Genomic DNA, 19445 nt, shown 5'->3' with positions numbered 1-19445 from the left:
TTATAAGAGCTATTTGATAGCTGCTATTTTGCTGTAATCCAGTAGGTGTTGTTTGATTTTAAATAAGAACTCCAATCGATGGGAGCCGTTTTGTCACTAATGATATAGTCAATTTCTTTTAAATCTGCAATTTTGTAATAATCACGTACACCAATTTTGGAATGATCGGCAACGATAATTGATTCCTTCGCATTAGCTATCACTCTACTAGATAACGTAGCTTTGGCAGCGTCAAGACTTGTTATACCATGCTTCATCGTCATACCATCAACAGAAACAAACGCTTTGTCTACATGGAATTGTTCTAACATTTTTTCAGAAAAAGTACCGCTCACCCGTTGATGATAGGCGTTTACTTCTCCACCCAAAAAGATCAGCTTGCCCGTAAACGCATTTTGAAGCGTGTAATCTTTAATTAAATTGGCAGTCGAAAAGGAATTCGTAATAATCGTTAAATTAGTAATATCAAGTAGATGCGGCACTATTTTCATTGGCGTACTACCTTCATCAATATAAATAAATTCATTAGGTTGTACTAACTCCGCAGCTTTTTTTCCGATCAGTGATTTTTCTAATGTATAGTGAGTTTCTCGTTCCGTATAGGAAGGTTCGACTTTACCATACGCAATTCGTATTGCTCCACCGTACACTTTTTTCAGCTTTCCTTGTGCTTCTAATTCATTGAGATAGCGCCGGATTGTTTCGCGCGAAACGGAAAAGGTAGAAGCGAGTTCATCGACCGATACTTTTTCTTCCGCTTCTATCCGTTCCATAATATGTCTTTTTCGCTCTTCGCCTACTAGTGACATATGAAACCTCCTAAAAAATAATTGCTTTGTTGAATGATGTGGTTTTGCTTATTTATAAAGTAATAGTTTCATATATCTAAAGTAAAAGCAAGTGAAAAAAGAGGTTCACCGAGAATATTGTCATTTTATTTGTTATTAGTCGTCATTCCATAATCCATCCATTAATTGTTTGATCTGTTGACTGCGCTCTTTGGTCGCTGCGGCATCTACTTTCCAACATGATCCATCCCACGAGACAACATCACCAGCAGTTGCTGATTGTTCAACCAGCTGTTTCTCGACATCTAACATGTCGTTATCTACTTCTATCACATAATAATTTCCTTCTATTCTATCAATAATTCCGCGCATATAAGCCAATCCTTTCACTTCTATTGTGGAGTAAATTGAACGGTTGCTTCGTTTTGTAGTTGCTGATGCGTGACATGGACGTATCCTTTGACCGCAAAGTCTTTGGCAGCACCACCGATTCTTACTTGAAAAACAGCTTGACCATTTTCATCGGTCGTTGCTTCATAGGTAGAAGTCGTCGTTTTATAATGAAGTGTCAGTTCAGCTATAGCGTTAACGATTGGTTGGTCCTGTTGATCTGTTGCCTGTGCTGTAATAGTTATGATACTATTTTGCGCTGGTTGATCGTTGTCGATAGTTGCAGCGATCTGCATCGATTCTATCAGATCAGAAGATGACATCGCCGCTGTAGGTAACGAATAAGTTCCAGGTGTTACGCCAGTTGCAATATGAAAATTTTCTCCATCACTACTGATCACAATATGACCGTCACGATCGTTACGGAATACGGATACGTTGGCTTGTTTTAATCGCTTTAATATATCATGATTAGGATGCCCATATTTATTGTCTTTACCAGACTGAATGATCGCATATGTAGGTTTTACAGCTTGCAAAAATGGTGCGCTTGTAGAAGTATTGGAGCCGTGATGACTAACTAGTAAAACATCAGCTGTCAGCTTTTCTCCAGATGCCAACAGATCTGCTTCGCTTTTCGCTTCAATATCTCCTGTTAATAGAAAACGATGCTGATTGTAGACGACTTGCAATACAGCACTCATTTCATTAGTATCCTTATACGTTTGTAGTGGAGCTAGTAATTTCGTAGCAACTTGTGGCTCCCAGTCGATGGCTACGCCATGTTTTGCAGTGTTAATAGTTAGCTTTTTACGTTTAATAGCAAGCAACACATCTTCAAATGTTTTTGTATTCGCTTGAATTTTAGGCATATAAATTTCACCAATTTCGAAGTGATCAATGACAGCGTCAAGCCCGCCAATATGATCAGCATCGGGATGCGTTCCGATTAGTACATCAATTTTTTTAATTTTTTCTGCTTGCAAATATTGCACGATAAGCTGTTCCTTATCATTATTACCTGCATCGATTAACATCGTTTTCCCGCTAGGACCAATTAATAGCTGGGCACCGCCTTGACCAACGTCAATAAAGTGAATGGTAACATGGTTTTCATTAAGCTGCTGCAACGATAGCGCTGGTTCGGACTTGGATGCTGGTATATCTATGAAGCTACAGCTCGTTAACAGAAGCGATATGCTAATAATAAATAAACAAAAGCGGAAGAGTGTTCGTTGTTGTAGTATAGATTGCATAGTTAAAGCCCTTTCTAAGTAACTCTTCCAGTTGACTGAATGTTCCTATACAGTGCTGCTGGATGATTATTTAACGTAATAGTAGTGGTTTAAATTGCTCATGATTCAATATTTGTTCTATCGGAATAGCTAGTCCGACATTTTTTGATTTTTGATTAATAGTCATTTTGGTTGTAGCAAACACAACGCCAATTACTTTTCCCTGCTCGTTAATTAATGGGCTGCCGCTATTGCCTTTGTAGATAGGGGCATCAATGACTAGCGCGTAGGATTCCAGACTGTTAGTTAACGTTTTTCCAATAAGTGTTCCTTCGTTAGCAATGTGGCTAAAAAAAAGTGGATTACCAACGACATAGACGGATTGCGCTATTAAACTAGCTTCTTCCATACTATTAAACTGTAGATCAAGCGGTAAAGTAGGCAAATCAGTAATCGGTTCTTTTGACTTTAATTGTAGTAGTGCTGTATCTAGTTCCGGTACGCTAGCAATTAATTCCGCCGTATAGGTCTTTCCATTGGCAAAAGAGACAAGGTGCTGCTTCGCTTCATCGACGACGTGTTCATTCGTAATAATAAGCCCATTGGCAGTTATATTAAAGCCTGTTCCTTTGCTATCTCCAGATTTTATAATAACGACAGCTTCTTTATAGTCTTGAATATGTTCTTCGGCTGATAGTACGTTATTTTTTATTAAAAACTGAATGGAATTCCAATTATATACTTGTGGCCAAAACGCCAGAATATTCCCAACTAGTGTAATAGCAATACCCCAAATAATCAGATTGCGTATCCAAGAAGGTCGTTTCTTCGCTTTTTCATCAGACGATGATTCATCGCTATCTTCGTATAAGCTCGGATCGTTGGGATCGAACTCTTCATATAAATCTTGATCGGGATCATATCGTTCGATAGTTCATCTGCTCCTTTTGTAATTGATACTGCTATTATAGCAAATGAAGCTGTCATTGCGATAATTGTTATAGTGGATTACGATATAAGAAACGAGCGGAATTTTTGTTAGTAAAATGAGAAATGAGTTTGTTCGTGAACAGTAAGAGGAGGGAACGTGATGGACCGACAACAGCTGAACCAAGGAAATGGTGCAATTATCGTCATTGATGGCGAATGTGCGCTGTGTCAACATATTACGAAGTTTCTTATACGGTACGATCATCAGCAATTGTTTTCGTTCGTTACATTACAGTCAGAGGCGGGGAAGTACTTGTTACAGCAATATCAGTTACCTGCTTCTTATGAAGATAGCTTCTTGTTTATTGATTTTAAACGAAAACGAATGCGGATGCGTTCTGCTGCCGCGCTTTCCATTTGTCGCAAGCTAGGTGGCTGGTGGTCCCTTTTATATCCGCTCATCATTGTCCCACCGTTTATCCGAGATGCTGTATACCGCTTAATTGCTAAATATCGTCATCGTTTTTTTGCAAATGCTGATCATTGTTTACTTCCTACACCGGAAATTAAAAATAGATTTATTGAGACGAAACAACAATTAGAGCACATACAATCATCATAAAAGGCTTTGCTATATATGCTACAAACGGGAAAGTGTTATAGGCACTCGTACCGTAAATTGAAAAATCAGCTAATGCACAATTTGTAAAAGCGCCTATACACTTTGTGGAAATCGACATAGGATACTGTACATTCAAATAAAGGAGATGACCAAATGAGTTATGCAAATGTTTCTGGTGGCGCAAATTCGCATTTTCCTGTAGGTAATCATTGTGATGGTAACGTAGGTGGAGCTTTCTCAAATGCTGGTAGTATTTTAGTATTATTCATCTTGTTAGTTATTATCGTTCGTGCACTTTGCTGGTAATATGTTGATAAGGCGAGGCTACTGCAAAGTAGCCTTGCGCAATCGATTTACATCTCAGTCAACCTAAGGGCGCTTCTTTGTAACCATTATGGTGCAAAGAAGCGCTCTTTGCTTTGTTTAATAAACTAAACCGCGAGCAGCAACGTTCCATTGATATAACTTGCCGTCTTCATCTTTTACATAAACGAAGTTATGCAGATTGATGGTAGTACAAATATGGTTTGGAATAATTGAAATTCGATCTCCAATAGCATAAGTTGCTTCAGGTCGAACGGTGACCATTCCATGTTCTTCATTCATTCGCTCGATAATAGCATCAGCGTCACCGACAATATGCCCGAAGCCATGCAAAAAAAGCTGATCTTGCTGCGGCTGGATATCGGCAGCTAATGACTTGCTACCAGTATCGATAATGATTCGATCTGGTGCGGGACGGCTAACGATCGTTGCCCAGAGCAATGCGGAACAGTCTTCCAGTTGGCAAACGCCATAGGCAGCTTGCATTCGATCATAAAAAATGTAAGTACCGGGTCTTACTTCGGTTACTCCTTCCGTACTGGCAGCATGTAGGGCAGATGGCGTTGAACCGACACTAATATCTTGAATAGCGATGCCAGCTTCTCGAAGTGCTGCAGCCACCTTGATCATTATATCGCTTTCTTCTTTGCCAGCGGCAGCTAAGTCTGTCGTTGGCTTTTCGGCGAGTACTGCCCCTTTATAAGTAAAGATTCCGGTAATATGGATACCTTTTAATGTAGCGATTTGCAAAGCTAATGCAACGACTTGTTCTTGTGTCACACCAGTTCTCCGGAGTCCTGTTTCTATCTCTAACCTTATTTCGAATGTAACGTGATGAATACTTGCTGCGCGTGATAATTGTTGTGCACCTTCTAGACTGTCGACTGCGACAATTAATCGTACCCCTGCTTGTAGTAATTTTGCCGCCCGTTGTAAGCGAAGTTTACCAATTAGAGGATAACCGATAAATATATCGTTAATACCAGCCGCCGCCATTACTTCGGCTTCTGCTAATTTGGCACAAGTAATACCGATTGCTCCCGCAGCTAATTGCATTTTGGCTAGTTGCGGAAGTTTATGTGTTTTAATATGTGGTCGTAACGTTACTTGTGGGGAAATATTTTGCAATGTAGTGGTCATATGATGTATATTTCGTTTCGTTCTTGCCAGATCAATCATAACATAAGGTGTTTGCAATGATTCTGGGTCGATTGGTAAAGTAGAATCTATTCTATGATGCTGTTCCGTTGTAACAAATGACATACAGAGACCTCCATTTTTATAAGTCTAAATAACTACGTCAAGTATCGCATGAGTAATAAGAGGATACAAGGGATTTAGCTTCTCAGTTCGAATGATTCTCGTTATAATAGATGAGCTATATATTTTTTTGACAATAGAAGGGGAATGCGCGTTTTTATGAAAAGAAAAGGTTTTACGCTACATTTTTTAGTTGCGATGACCGTTGTCATATCCATCTTTATTACATTAGTGGTCAGTAGTATAACGAGTTATGAAAGTAACAAGCAAGCATTGGTGACGAATACGTTGGAATTAAATCGAATAAATGCAGAAAAGATAGCGGACACAACTAATGAATTACTTGTTAATGCCCAAAACACATTAGCAAGTGCTGCATCTAATATTGCGACTACCTTTTCATATGATAACAACGTTAAGATGCTGCAATTAATTAAAGATAGTAGCCAATTTTTCAATGTCGTATTTATAGCGGACGAGACAGGTACTGTTAGAGAAGTTTTTCCAAATACTAGTGAGTTACTTGGGGAAACGTTACAAAGTGACATAGTAAAATTATCGTTACATCAGCAGCAACCGCTTATTTCCGAGCCTTATATCGGTGTATCTGGTCGCTATCTTGTGTTGGTAACGCAGCCTATATTTGATGAAAAAGGTGTATTTCGTGGATTGCTGGCTGGCAGTATTTATTTGAGTGAATCCAATGTGTTTGAAGTGTTGCTGAATAGCCCAATGTCTTTCCACTCGGGTTCTTATTTTTACGTTGTATCGAAACAAGGCTATATCCTTTTTCATCCTAATAAAGAACGAATCGGTGAATCGGTCATAGAAAATGCGGTCGTTCAGACAGTGTTAAATGGTGAGCAGGGCGAACGGGTCATTATTAATCGAGTAGGTAAGCGCATGCTGACTGGGTTTGCCCCGATTGAACAAGTAGATTGGGGGATCGTTTCGCAAACACCTTATACGAATATAACCGAGTCATCGAATAAATTAGTGTGGAATGTCATCACTGTTTCGGTTCCTATCATTATTATTTTACTATGCTTTGTTTTATTATTTACGAAATTCATATCTAATCCATTATATAAATTAGCTAATTTTTCTGCTGAGATAACGAATGATAGTGAGCGCGACTTGCAAGTACCACGTATTCATAGTTGGAATTACGAAGCGAATCAATTAAAAAAGACGATTGAAAAAATGGTTTTATCTATGCAGCAACAAATTGATATTTTGTCTGATCAAGCGAGCAAAGATACGCTAACAGGATTATACAATCGAAGATCGATGGATAGAGTTTTGCAGGATTGGGAAAAGCGAGAATTGATGTATAGTTATATTATTTTGGATATTGACCATTTTAAACAAGTAAATGATACATTTGGTCATCACATGGGAGATGAAGTGCTACAGTTTTTGGCAATAAAGTTGAAAGAGTATGCTGGAGTGGACAATATTTGCTGTCGGTATGGTGGAGAGGAATTTGTTATTTTATCACCTGGAAGAGAACCAGAAGAAGCATATGCTTTGGCTGAACTGATTAGAACGAATATAGCTAGTAGTATAACTCCGATTGGTAAGCCTATTACGATATCTATAGGAATTGCTGGCTCGATGAATAAACAGGCGGTAGAGCTCACGAAGCAACAGGCAGATGCAGCATTGTACATATCCAAACAAAATGGTCGTAATCGCACAACAGTATCTTATCAGGAGCAATATTCATAAATTGTTTTATTATGGAGCATAGTAAAGGTTAGTAGCGTCGTTGAAACAGCCATTTGGCTAAAAGTGCAACATTTTTTTAATTAGCTTCGTCAAAAGTAGTGTAGTCGTTATAATTTAAGGAGAGGTGATTTTACATGAAGAAATGGATAGTGATGGGGAGTTTACTACTGATATTAAGTGGGTGCAGTGCAACAGGAGCAAACGACGGTGGCACACCAGGAACGTCTCCGGGCTCATCAACGCCTCCAGCTACAGAAGCACCTTCCAATGAATCAACTGCTACACCAGTGAGCACATTAACGAAAGAAGAAGCAGCTGCACAAGTATTGAAAGCATTGAAGGAAAAAGACCACGCTGCACTACAAAGCGTCGTTCATCCGGAAAAAGGAGTACTATTTGCTCCCTATGTTTATATTGACAAAGAAACTGCTTTAACGTTTAAGGCTGCTGATTTGCCTACATTTGATGATGAAAAAGTTTATGAGTGGGGCGTGCAAGACGGAACGGGAGATCCGATTAAGCTCAACTTTGCAGACTATTATAAACGATATTTGTTTAATCATGACTTTACGACTGCCGAAGAAGTGAAAGAGAATGAGGTCGTCATGTCAGGTGGCATGATAGTGAATATGAAAGATATTTTCCCGGATGCGCAATTTTATGATTATCACTTTAGTGGCTTCGACGAAAAGTATGAAGGACTTGACTGGGCTAGTCTGATCGTTGTGTTGGAAGAACATGAAGGTAGCTGGTACGTTGTAGGATTAGTTCATTCTGAATGGACAGTTTAATAATAAATAGAGTATAGATGCAGATGCGGATGAAATAACAAATATGTCAGTTGTAAAAGAAGTAGAATAGTATGAGGCTGTCTAATCAGTCCTACACGAAAGAAGAAGCTGGATGGAAAAATATATTTTTATTCCATCCAGTGTAATCGTGTGTATATGCTGAAGCGTCTCATGTAACCTTTCTTCAAGTTCCAATCCAAATTTATATGTTTTCTCGTACAAACCCTACGTCTCTAACCATGATCATTTATACGTTTATTCCTACAAATCCTTCGTTTCTCACCCCTTCGCATGTCCATTTATACGTTTATTCCTACAAACCCTTCGTTTCTCACCCCTTCACATGTCCGTTTATACGTTTATTCCTACAAATCCTACATATCTACCCTCTTTGCATGTCCATTTATCCTTTTCTCCTACACCTCCTATGTTTCTCGCCCCTTCGCATGATCATTTATCCGTTTTTCCCTACAGATCCTACAATCCTAGTTAGTCGTTAGTTTTAATCTGTTTTTCTAGATAGCTAGACCTATACTTTTTTTGCGAAAATATTTTGTTGTAAAAAAAACTTGCGCTTGACGTTACGTCAACACTTATACTGATGATGAATCAGAAAGGGAAACATATAGAGAATAAAATAGAGAAGAATATTAAAAGTTCAAGAGGAGCTGGTGATATTGGAAGTGAAATTGCCATTATCATATTCGATTGGTGCATTTGCCAAATTAACAGGTGTGACTGAGCGAACGTTACGTTATTACGATCGAAAACAATTGTTAAGCCCATCACACCGTAACGAGCATGGGCATCGCTTTTATTCCGAACATGATTTATTACAGCTGCAACAAATTTTAACGTTAAAATATCTTGGTTTTTCTTTGGAGGAAATAGCGCAGCAAATGTCTAAAGAAGGTGAGGAATTGCAAGCTAGTTTACAGGAGCAGCATCGATTATTACTAAGAAAACGGCAGCAACTGGATCGTGTTATTACTATTATAGAACGAATGCAAGGAATGGCAGTAGGTATTGAACAGATCGATCGAAATTTAATGTTAGTTTTAATATATAATTTGCAACACGAAGAAGCACAACGAGCATGGTTTGTGGAACATATATCAAAAGAAGCTGCTGATTTATTCTTTTTAACTCATTGGGAAGAAGAGCGTCGTTTGGAAATGGAACAACAGCTGACCAATATGCTGATGCAATTAGTAGAATTTTGTAAGCAAGGAAAAGACCCCAAAGATGAAGATGTACTTGCGGCTGCAAGAAAAAGTTTACCTATATTATTTGCAGTATTAGAAGAAGCAGCTGAGAAATTTAATGTTGAAGAAAAAACGAAATTGATGGAGAAAGCATTAGATCCAGTATTGTTTCCGACGACTTTTCTACCAGAAGAAGAAGTGTTTATTGGGCAAGTATTAGAACAGGTAAGTGAAGAATATTCATTTAGAAGCTGGTGGGAGGATCATGATGAATAGTAAACAGTTTATTCGATTAATATGGCAGCATAGACCCAAAACATGGATTATAGCTGTCGCTTTAGTTGCTGGAATTGTCGAAACGCTATTAGCATTATTTATTCCGCTCGTTACGATGGGACTTGTGGAAGAAATTGCGGTGACTGGCTTACAGGTAATGACAATAGGTATATTAGCCGCAGTATTTGCTATTCAGACGAGTATGTCAGCCGTTAGCATCTATGCGATGTCCTACGTTGGAGAATTTATGATTCGTGGCTTACGCAATAAATTGTGGGAGCGAATGCTCCGCTTTACTGTACCGTATTATGACAATAATAGTACGGGGGAGACGATGAGTCGACTGACGAATGATACTAATGTTATGAAAGATTTTATTATCGGGCATGTCATTTCATTTTTAAGTGGAGTCATATCGATCATTGGTGGAATTAGTATTTTACTATGGATGGATTGGCGCATGACGCTGCTTATGTTAATCGCTATTCCGGCTGCATTTGTTATATTATGGCCACTCGGTAGTAAGATGTTTTCGATTTCGCAAAAGACGCAAGAAGAAACAGCTTTACTGCAAGGAGATTTGGGACGGGTGTTAGGTGACATTCGACTGGTGAAAGCATCCGTTTCTGAACAGTTGGAAGAAAAACAAGGGAAAGGACGAATTGCTTCCTTATTCCGCTTTGGGTTACAAGAAGCAAAAATTATGTCCATCGTATCTCCATTGATGATGACGGTAATGTTAATTATACTCGTATTACTTATCGGTTATGGCGGTGTGCGAGTGGCACAAGGAGATTTGTCTAGTGGACAGCTTGTCGCTATTATATTGTACATGTTTCAAATTATTATGCCCTTTACACAGATGGCATCCTTCTTTACGCAGTTTCAAAAAGCACAAGGGGCTGCGGAGCGCTTGGCGCAGTTATTACAGCAACCGTTGGAGCAGGCTATCGTTATTGCCGAAAATGATGCGTATAAAGGGGGAGCAGAAGCTATCCCATCTCTTTATTTTCAACAACTACAATTTCGTTATAAAGAAGATCGTCCGATATTACAAGAAGTTGATTTTGTAGTGGAAGCGGGGAAAATGACGGCTATCGTAGGACCAAGTGGTTCAGGAAAAACGACGTTATTTGCTCTGTTAGAACGTTTCTATCTACCTGATCACGGGGAAATTCGCTATGGAGCGCGCGCAATACAACATATTCCACTGGATGAATGGCGCCAAAAAATAGCTTATGTCTCACAAGATAGCCCCGTTATGGCAGGTTCCATTCACTATAATTTGACGTATGGATTGCAGCAAGTAACAGAATCGGCGATATTGGATGCGTTAGAACAAGCTAATTTACTTTCGTTTATTAACAGCTTGCCAGAAGGATTGCAAACATTAGTTGGAGAAAGAGGAGTAATGCTTTCCGGTGGGCAACGGCAACGAATAGCTATTGCCCGGGCAATGTTACGTAATCCGGATATACTGCTACTTGATGAGGCAACTGCACATTTAGATAGTGAATCGGAAAAATTAGTGCAACAAGCGATGGAAAAATTAATGAACAATAGAACGACGCTTGTTATCGCTCATCGATTATCAACGATCGTTCATGCGAATCAAATTATAGTTTTGGAGCAAGGAATAGTAACAGGAACCGGGACACATGCCGATTTGTTACAACATCATAAGTTGTATGCCAAGTTAGCGAAGCAACAATATGTCGAGCAACAAGTGTCATAATTAGACATTACATGCGCATCATCGCATAAACGAGAATGGCAGCTCCTGTTGTCACTGCCCGCTCTTGCAGTTTCCCCCGAGAAAATGTAGGTTCATAAAGAGGTGTTTTCATTATTCTACTTTTGGCAGCTGCAATGGCTGTTTTGAAAAACAAATCGCTTTTATGGTGTAGTGGACCACCTAATATAATAATTTCAGGGTGAAATACGTTGATTAAATTAGCTAACCCAATGCCAAGGTAAGTAGCTGCTTGCTCGAAAAGTTGAACAACGTAGCTATTATTGTGTTGTAGTTCATCTAACAATAGTTGTAAATTGAGTTGCTCAGGTGTTACAGCGTTACTTAGTGGTTGGCGACCAAGTTTTAATTGGGATAACACTTGTCTTTCTATCGCTTGAATCGAACAATATGCTTCCAAAGCGCCATAGTTACTATGCTCGTGCAGCCGAATGCCATCAGCTTGTACGATCATTTGACTAATGGCGTCTTCGTTTTCTACCGCTCCATGAATAAGAGAACCACTAGACATCATCGCCGAACGCAAACTAACTCCAGCATGTACATATAACAAATGATGGGCATTCTCATGCTCCATACACCAATGCTCTGCTAATAAAGCAGTATTAGCACCGGCTTCGATTTGTACTGGTAGTTGAAGTGCTTCTTCTAGCCACGCTTTTAGTGGGACATTATTCCAGCCCATCGCTGGAAAGTAGGATGGATTAATAATGGTGCCGCTACTGCGATCCAACGGACCAACTGCACCAACGCCAAGTCCAATCAATTGCTCAGCCGTGATGGCATGTTCAGTGAGAAGCGCTTGAACAGCCGAAACGACATGAGAAACTAATTGTTTCGGTGTCATCGACTGATCCATCGTCCAGCTAACAAATGCAAGTGGCGTTAATGTCATATCAAATAAACCTAATGTGGAGGAAGAGCGTGAGATATCGAGCCCAAGCATGTAGCTTGCAGTCGCTTTAATCTGATACAAAATCGGTTTTCTACCCCCGGTAGATTGTCCATATCCTGATTCAACAATTAACCCTTCCGCTATAAAATCATCAAGCAATCGTGTCAAGCTGCTACTGTGAAAAGCGAAATGAGCTTGCAGCTGTGCTTTGGATACTACTTTTTGTTGCGCCATGTAGCGATAAACAGCTAATTTGGTAGCTGGCGTTATTTTCAACTGCATCGTTCCGTCACCTCCCCCTTATTTTACCATTAGTCTAATCTAACAACAATACGACTACTTTATTTTATATTGAAAGTAAGTTTTGTTAATTAGTGTTAATTTTATAGGAAAACGCTAGAATTCGCTCTTAATTCCGATGCGATAACTATGTATTATAGTAAAATTATGTTTTTATCGAAAAGATGTTTTCATTTTGAAATTAAGTGTTATAATTTAAGGAGCAGCATCAAGAATTTGCTTGATGATAAGAGGTGAACAACATGAAAGCAAAGCTAAAATTGATCGTTCAGCTATTTCTCGTATTTTTACGTATAGGACCGGTCACGTTTGGTGGAGGCTATGCCATGATGGCGTTAGTCGAACGAGAAATTGTAACAAAGCGAAAGTGGTTGTCGGAGCAAGAGATGAGCAATATGCTCGCTGTGGCTGGATCTGCTCCAGGTGGTGTGGCCGTTAATATAGCTGCTTTCATCGGTTACAAGTTAGGTGGAAGTATTGGAGCAACAGCAGCGGTGTTGGGCATTGCAATGCCAACGTTTGTTATTGTGTTGCTATTGAGTTTAGTATATGGACAAATACAAGATCATCCACTAGTGATATCGGCTATGAAAGGGATACAGGCAGCTATTACTGGATTAATTGCAGTGGCGGCTTATCGGATGTATCGTACGGCTGTGTTTGATAAAGCCACTTTTACAGTTGCGACAACAGCATTGGCGTTGTTATTAATATTTAGAATGAATCCGATCTACCTTATTATTGCTGGCATATTAGTTGGGTTACTTATTGTGAAAGTAAAAAAGCAATTAGGATTGAACATTGCAACAGAAAGAGTGTTCGCTACTCATCAAGATGAACAAACAGACCAAACTACGAAAGCTCCACGTTTACCCAAAGATAAACAAACTGGCGTGAAGCTAAATGGTTAGGAGGAGAAAGCGTTGCTGTGGCAATTATTTATAACATTTTTAAAAGTAGGCTTGCTTTCTTTTGGCGGTGGTTATGCGGTCATTCCTTTAGTACAATATGAGGCAAGTACAAACGGTTGGTTAGATGAAGCTACTTTGCAAAATATAATGACGATCGCTGGTTCAGCTCCAGGACCGATTGCGACGAACGGAGCAACACTTATCGGCTATCATACTGCTGGCATTTGGGGAGCGATTGTAGCAACTGCTGGTATCGTACTGCCATCTTTGCTAATAGTTATCTTACTCGCTAGTATTTTATTCCGTCATCAAAAAAAAGAATGGTTCAAAGCGATATTCTACGGCTTGCGTGCTGTCGTTACAGGGCTTATCATTTATGCATGTATTAAATTTGGTTTTCTTGGGGAATCTAACGTATTTTTAAGTTTAAGCACGATTGGAACCTTTGCCATTGCAGTTGTTGTTTTTCTCGCAGTGGCCAAGTGGAAATGGCATCCGCTTATAACGATTATACTAGCCGCTTCAGTCGGTATGCTTATTTTTTAAGGAGGTATGGAGATGGATCAAGCTAATCAACAGAATAATGAACCAATCAAATCATGTTGCAGCGTATCACGAACGCATAACAAGCATCAAGGGGACAATGGGAAATTGGAAGTAGCATCTGCTACAAGTGCTGAGCAACAACAAGTAATAACACAAGCATCTTTTGATGATCAAGCAAATCCAATGATCTATTTAGCAGGTGGTACTTTTTTGATGGGAACGGAAGATGCAGAAGGATTTCCAGCTGATGGAGAAGGTCCGATTCGGGAAGTAACGATTGATCCATTTTACATTGATCCCTATGCGGTTACTAATTTGCAGTTCCAACAATTTGTTGATGCTACAGGCTATGTGACAGAGGCAGAGCAATTTGGTTGGTCTTATGTGTTCCATCTGTTACTGTCAGACGCGGAAAAAGAAAAAGTAACGAGTGTCCCGCAACAAACACCGTGGTGGCACGTCGTTCAAGGCGCTTATTGGCGTAAGCCAGAAGGAACGGATTCTCATGTGGAAGATAGGTGGAACCATCCTGTTGTTCATATTTCTTGGCATGATGCCAACGCTTATTGTCAGTGGGCGGGCAAACAATTGGCGACCGAAGCACAATGGGAATATGCTGCTAGAGGCGGTCTTGTATCAAGAAGATATCCGTGGGGCGATGAGTTAAAACCTAATGGTGAGCATCGATGCAACATTTGGCAAGGGAAGTTCCCAATCAAAAATCATGCCAGCGACGGTTATATTGGGACAGCTCCAGTAGATACTTATATGCCTAATGGCTATGGACTATATAATATGTCAGGCAACGTCTGGGAATGGTGTGCAGATTGGTTTCACCCACGTAGTTACCAACATCATGCGGAGCCTAATCCACAAGGACCTCCCCAAGGGACAGAAAGATCGATGCGCGGTGGTTCCTATCTTTGTCACAAATCGTATTGCAATAGATATCGTGTAGCAGCAAGAAACAAAAATACTCCAGATAGTTCGTCAGGTAATATTGGTTTTCGCTGTGTGCGGAATATGGACATGGCATCGACATAAAACATTATAAATAAAGCGGAAACTACGGTTAAGTAAGCTGTTGCTTGCTTGTACCGTAGTTTTTTTGTATCTATATAATGTAATGTGCGTTACAGAAAAAGTAAACGAATCGTGATACAATAATCACTTTATATGTTAACGTATACATAGAAATAATAAAGTTCTGACAAATAACTGAAAATTATAATGTAATTAGTAACAAAGGTTGTTAAAATAAACAAGACGCAATCGTTTAACGATATCGGACAGTTCGTTTGACGGAGAGGAGTGGAAGAAGGATTAAACTTGGACGGTTATTACTAGTTATAACGGTTGTTTTTATTGTATTGCAATATGTTGAGGTGGGAACTACCATAGATCTGCGATTGCAAGATCAATTGTTGCAACAAGAACGACCCGCTAATAATGATATTGTTATTGTGGCGATCGATGATGAAAGCTTGCAATATATGGGTAGTTGGCCTTGGGAGCGGAGCGTACATGCTACGTTGCTCGAACAACTTGCCGAGGCGAATGTAGCTGCCATCGGCTTTGATATAACATTCCCTTTGCCATCAACGGATGCTATAGAAGATGAACAGTTCGTTAATGCTGTAAAGCGTGCAGGTAATGTAGTATTGGCGCAGTTTGGTGTGTTTGATGAGTTTTCCACAGGAGATATTTATGCTGTAGAGATGCAAACACCATTTCCAGCGCTCGAAGCAGCAGCCAGCCAAGTGGGACATTTGAATACGATTGTGGATATGGACAGTGTCGTTCGCAAAGCTCTGTTGCAATTTTATAATGAAGATCAGCGAATCGATAGTTTTGCTTGGAAACTTGCGGAGCAGTATGCAGCTCATCATGGGAAGCAGCTAGCAAGAGAACAAATTCCACTGGATAAGTTCGGGAGATTTCATATTCCATTTGCGACTAAACCACAAACCTATGAAGTTGTACCTTATTGGATGGTAGTTAGTGGGGAAATTGATCCAGCTTATTTTGAAAATCGAATCGTTTTAGTTGGTACATATACTCCTGGAATTAAAGATTATTATTTGACACCACTGGATAGTAAACAAAGTATGTACGGTGTTGAAATACATGCGAATATTATTCAAACGATATTGGAAGGTAATTATAAACAAGAAGTTCATTGGTTAATAAATAGTGGTATTTTACTAGTTGCTGCTATTATTGCTTACTGGATTTGCCGAATACGCTCGGTTATTGCTTCGTTTGCTGTTATGTTAGTTGCTATTATAGCCTTTTTATCCGCTGCTCGTTTACTTTATAGTTCTGGCTTTATTATGTCGCTCGTTTATGTGGTGGCGATGCTTGCTACTATTTATATTGCGATGGTGGCTAACAACTATATTGTAGAATTACGGGAACGGAAACGAGTGACAGAAGTGTTTGGCAAGTATGTTGCTCCAGAAGTGGTGAAGCAAATTTTACAAAGTGGCGAAGAAGGGCTGAAGCTAGGCGGTAGCCGTAGAACGTTAACGATATTGTTTGTTGATATACGTGGTTTTACGACATTATCGGAAAAGGTAGAGCCGGAAGAAATTGTCGCAATATTGAATGAATATTTGGATTTAACAGCGAATTGTATTTTTAAGTTTGGAGGCACGTTGGATAAATTTATCGGCGATGCGACGATGGCTGTCTTTAATGCGCCATTAACGCAGCCAGATCATCCGATGCAGGCGATAAGAACAGCATGGGCGATGAAGGAAGGTGCGCTACCACTCGAAAGAGCGTTGCAACAGCGATATGGGCAAAGCGTATCATTCGGTATCGGTATTCATACGGGGCAAGCGGTAGTCGGAAATATCGGTTCCAAAACAAGGATGGACTATACGGTTATCGGGGATACGGTCAATACGGCAGCTCGGCTCGAAAGCATTGCGCTTCCTGGACAAATTATATTAAGTGAAGCTGTTTATGAACAAGTAAAAGATAGTGTTAAGGTAGTGGCATTAGGTGAAGTACAGTTAAAAGGCAAAGATCAGTTACTTACTATTTATGAAATGGAGGGACTTAAGTGAAGTTTAGTAAAACGCTGCTGATGTTACTGCTCATCGTCTGTTTATTCATTCCCCAGCTTGCAGTAGCAAAAGATAAAGCCAAAGTGGGCAAAGTTACTACTTTTTCGGGCACCGTTCAAATGAAACGTGGTGGAGGAGAGAAGGAATTTTCCGTATTTAAAAATATGTCCTTTACACAAGGGGATTCATTTACTACCGGCAAAAAAAGCGAGCTGCAATTATTAATTGATAGTAATAAACAAGTGACAGCAGCTTCAAATACAAAGTTTGTTGTCAGTGAGCTGTTAACAAGTATAAAAGATGCCGATGGCAAAACGACGTTATCGCTTATTAACGGTAAAGTAAAGGTGAAAATTAATAAAAAGTTAGATGGCGATTCCCGCTTTCAAGTGAAAACACCAACGGCAATTATGGGAGTAATGGGTACAGAGTTTTACGTGTATTACGATCAATTTGGGACGTGGGTTGGTGTAATGGAAGGTACGGTGCAGGTCGATTTGTTGGATGGATCGAATATGGAACCGCTTATTATAACACCAGAGCAAAGTTTCCATATGGATCAACAAGGGAATTGGACGGTTGGTACATTTGACGAGCTGCAAGAAGAGCGCTTTTATGAAGAAGAGGGATCAACACCAGTAGAGGAACCAGCGCGAGAAGTGATTGTCTATGATCCATCGGATACTGGTGGCGGTGACTATACGATTCCACCTGTTTCTAACAAGCCGACATTAGTGCGAGCAGAACCGATTTATGAACAGTCGCAGCAATTTGTGATCGAATATAATGGCAGACAACAACAATTGGACGCAGTATACAGCGTAAACTATTACAATGGGATGAATGGTCGAGAAGCAGGGCTGACAAGGCTACAAGAAAATAGTGACTACACGATTGAAAATGATCGTCGATTAGTGATGGATACGACTGGTTTTGCTAATCCGCCTGCCATTGCTAACAACCAGCAACAGTTTTTACTGGAGTTTAGTGCGGGAGATATGTTAGATGTCGTTATGCCGTATCAACCAGCTCCTATCGTATTAGAACGAGAATTACATATGAAGGAGCCGATGTTTACAAATGGTATTATTGAAATTCCATTTGATCAACCAATTGCAGCTAACGGCACTAATTTAACGTTAACAGGTAACAGTATAGAAATTAGACAGATGGGTAACAAAATCGACGTAACAGGAACAGTGACGATCGGTGGTTCTAATCAAAATGTATTAGTCATTGCATTGGATAATCCGCAGCTGTTACCAGTGGAAATGTCCCCACTAGAGCTGTATATAGAAGCAGATACGTTAAAAGCTCGTAATAACGAGACAGTTATTGCAGATAATTTGTTACTAACGCTGCCATTATATCGCTGGAATTATGACATGCCAACCCATCAACTAGCAATTAATACTACGAGTGTACCGGCTGAGCAAAGTATGTTGCTTTATGCTTATGGCATAGGAGATATTGATGTGGCGAACTTTGCACCAGTTGTTTTCTTAGATTATGGCGTTGGAGATATGGAGCTACCTACTTCTGACTATACGTTAGAGTATATAGGAACCGGTTTTGCAGCTGAGCATGCGAAGTTTCGTTTGACGCTTAAAAATGCTCCATTACAATTAATGCGAGAAGCGATATTAAATAGTAATTCCGCTAGATTGAATTTAGCATTAGATGCTTCAGCACCTGCTAATCGTCTCCCTATTAGTGTAGTCGGTACGGAGCAATGGCTAGATATGGTGCCTGATGCAGGGCAAGTGAACGTGCTTCCAATTGCAGATGTGAAATTTACGACGGCTGACATATGGAAACAGATGTGGTTAGCAAATCAGCAAGTGCTACAGCCACTTTATATGGTGGGAAACATTGATACAAGTTCGTTTAATGATGAGAATGGAATGGCAATGGTAGGATTACCAGATATAGCTGATTCTTTTCAGTTGTGGCTGCAAAATGGACTGTTAGCTAAGTCTAGTGGTGGACAACAGACTTCTCCACATTTGTGGTTTGATTTGTTCCAATCAGGTAGTTCAACACCACCGCTGCCAACGTATATCTATACGAAGCAAAACGTACCAGTTCACTTGTTGCTATCAGACAGTGCAGTTATTAATCAGATAGAATATACTGTCGACAGTGGTGCCGTAGCAGAATTACCAGCGGCGGTGTACACTAGTCAACCGGTAACCGGAGCTGCTAGCCCAGACAAAATTATAAATGTCACACTACAAAAACAGTGGCTAGCTGATGCAATCGCAGCAGCTTCTGATCCAAACAATGTCGAAATAACGTTGACAGTTCATTATACCGAGAGCGGAACTACCAATGAGACAGTATCCTTTGTTGTGAGACATAAAGTAAATTAGTCTATTTTTGATCGTGTATCCCCATCGCTCAGTATCTTCGTA

17 protein-coding genes are annotated in these 19445 nt (G+C 39.8%); 11 read left to right on the top strand and 6 right to left on the bottom strand.

Going from position 1 to position 19445, the window contains the following annotated elements; translation table 11 throughout:
* Positions 1-23: 23 nt before the first annotated feature.
* The 4 genes from ACFSTH_RS06370 to ACFSTH_RS06355 all read right to left on the bottom strand — a co-directional run bounded on the left by ACFSTH_RS06370 (position 24) and on the right by ACFSTH_RS06355 (position 3062).
* A complete protein-coding gene (locus tag ACFSTH_RS06370) occupies positions 24-809 on the bottom strand; it encodes a DeoR/GlpR family DNA-binding transcription regulator (protein WP_377770789.1) in 786 nt (261 codons plus the stop codon).
* Between the two features lie 135 nt (positions 810-944).
* The gene (locus ACFSTH_RS06365) at positions 945-1160 is read right to left on the bottom strand and encodes a DUF3006 domain-containing protein (RefSeq protein WP_377770787.1); all 216 of its coding nucleotides are present in this window, start codon (positions 1158-1160) and stop codon (positions 945-947) included.
* Positions 1161-1180: 20 nt separating this feature from the next.
* Entirely contained in the window at positions 1181-2434 is a 1254-nt protein-coding gene (locus tag ACFSTH_RS06360) for a ComEC/Rec2 family competence protein (RefSeq protein WP_377770785.1), read from the bottom strand.
* 70 nt (positions 2435-2504) lie between these two features.
* Positions 2505-3062, bottom strand: coding sequence for a S1C family serine protease (locus ACFSTH_RS06355; RefSeq protein WP_377770966.1), 558 nt, complete (start codon positions 3060-3062; stop codon positions 2505-2507).
* A 441-nt stretch (positions 3063-3503) separates the two neighbouring features.
* Here ACFSTH_RS06355 and ACFSTH_RS06350 point away from each other — a divergent pair, with 441 nt between their 5' ends.
* Together ACFSTH_RS06350 and ACFSTH_RS06345 are read left to right on the top strand one after the other, a co-directional pair.
* The gene (locus ACFSTH_RS06350; RefSeq protein WP_377770783.1) at positions 3504-3965 is read left to right on the top strand and encodes a thiol-disulfide oxidoreductase DCC family protein; all 462 of its coding nucleotides are present in this window, start codon (positions 3504-3506) and stop codon (positions 3963-3965) included.
* A 153-nt stretch (positions 3966-4118) separates the two neighbouring features.
* On the top strand, positions 4119-4271 hold the full coding sequence (locus tag ACFSTH_RS06345; protein WP_377770781.1) for a hypothetical protein: 153 nt from the start codon (positions 4119-4121) through the stop codon (positions 4269-4271).
* A gap of 117 nt (positions 4272-4388) precedes the next feature.
* On the opposite strand, the gene ACFSTH_RS06340 is transcribed toward ACFSTH_RS06345, so the two are convergent.
* The gene (locus tag ACFSTH_RS06340) at positions 4389-5552 is read right to left on the bottom strand and encodes an alanine racemase (RefSeq protein ID WP_377770779.1); all 1164 of its coding nucleotides are present in this window, start codon (positions 5550-5552) and stop codon (positions 4389-4391) included.
* 156 nt (positions 5553-5708) lie between these two features.
* Between ACFSTH_RS06340 and ACFSTH_RS06335 the strand changes: the two genes are divergently transcribed.
* The 4 genes from ACFSTH_RS06335 (at position 5709) to ACFSTH_RS06320 (ending at position 11287) form a co-directional block, all read left to right on the top strand.
* Positions 5709-7280, top strand: coding sequence for a sensor domain-containing diguanylate cyclase (locus tag ACFSTH_RS06335; RefSeq protein WP_377770777.1), 1572 nt, complete (start codon positions 5709-5711; stop codon positions 7278-7280).
* Between the two features lie 134 nt (positions 7281-7414).
* On the top strand, positions 7415-8071 hold the full coding sequence (locus tag ACFSTH_RS06330) for a hypothetical protein (RefSeq protein ID WP_377770775.1): 657 nt from the start codon (positions 7415-7417) through the stop codon (positions 8069-8071).
* A 683-nt stretch (positions 8072-8754) separates the two neighbouring features.
* A complete protein-coding gene (locus tag ACFSTH_RS06325; protein WP_377770964.1) occupies positions 8755-9552 on the top strand; it encodes a MerR family transcriptional regulator in 798 nt (265 codons plus the stop codon).
* On the top strand, positions 9542-11287 hold the full coding sequence (locus tag ACFSTH_RS06320; protein WP_377770773.1) for an ABC transporter ATP-binding protein: 1746 nt from the start codon (positions 9542-9544) through the stop codon (positions 11285-11287). The genes ACFSTH_RS06325 and ACFSTH_RS06320 overlap by 11 nt, the downstream gene beginning before the upstream one ends.
* Before the next feature lie 7 nt (positions 11288-11294).
* Here ACFSTH_RS06320 and ACFSTH_RS06315 read toward each other — a convergent pair whose 3' ends face one another.
* Positions 11295-12482 carry an ROK family protein gene (locus ACFSTH_RS06315; RefSeq protein ID WP_377770771.1) on the bottom strand — a complete coding sequence of 396 codons (1188 nt, stop codon included), beginning with the start codon at positions 12480-12482 and terminating at the stop codon, positions 11295-11297.
* A gap of 260 nt (positions 12483-12742) precedes the next feature.
* Here ACFSTH_RS06315 and ACFSTH_RS06310 point away from each other — a divergent pair, with 260 nt between their 5' ends.
* The 5 genes from ACFSTH_RS06310 (at position 12743) to ACFSTH_RS06290 (ending at position 19403) form a co-directional block, all read left to right on the top strand.
* Positions 12743-13411 (top strand): chromate transporter, encoded by a 669-nt coding sequence (locus ACFSTH_RS06310; protein WP_377770769.1) that lies wholly within the window; start codon positions 12743-12745, stop codon positions 13409-13411.
* Between the two features lie 12 nt (positions 13412-13423).
* Positions 13424-13957, top strand: coding sequence for a chromate transporter (locus ACFSTH_RS06305; protein ID WP_377770767.1), 534 nt, complete (start codon positions 13424-13426; stop codon positions 13955-13957).
* 12 nt (positions 13958-13969) lie between these two features.
* The gene (locus tag ACFSTH_RS06300) at positions 13970-15001 is read left to right on the top strand and encodes a formylglycine-generating enzyme family protein (RefSeq protein WP_377770765.1); all 1032 of its coding nucleotides are present in this window, start codon (positions 13970-13972) and stop codon (positions 14999-15001) included.
* A 254-nt stretch (positions 15002-15255) separates the two neighbouring features.
* On the top strand, positions 15256-17031 hold the full coding sequence (locus tag ACFSTH_RS06295; RefSeq protein ID WP_377770763.1) for a CHASE2 domain-containing protein: 1776 nt from the start codon (positions 15256-15258) through the stop codon (positions 17029-17031).
* Positions 17028-19403 carry a FecR family protein gene (locus tag ACFSTH_RS06290; protein ID WP_377770761.1) on the top strand — a complete coding sequence of 792 codons (2376 nt, stop codon included), beginning with the start codon at positions 17028-17030 and terminating at the stop codon, positions 19401-19403. The genes ACFSTH_RS06295 and ACFSTH_RS06290 overlap by 4 nt, the downstream gene beginning before the upstream one ends.
* Positions 19404-19445: the final 42 nt, after the last annotated feature.

This window comes from Paenibacillus yanchengensis (genome assembly GCF_042684845.1).
Taxonomy (GTDB): Bacteria; Bacillota; Bacilli; order Paenibacillales; family Paenibacillaceae; genus Pristimantibacillus; species Pristimantibacillus yanchengensis.
Note: the sequence above shows the minus strand (reverse complement) of the source record. Positions and strands in the feature narration are given on the sequence as shown.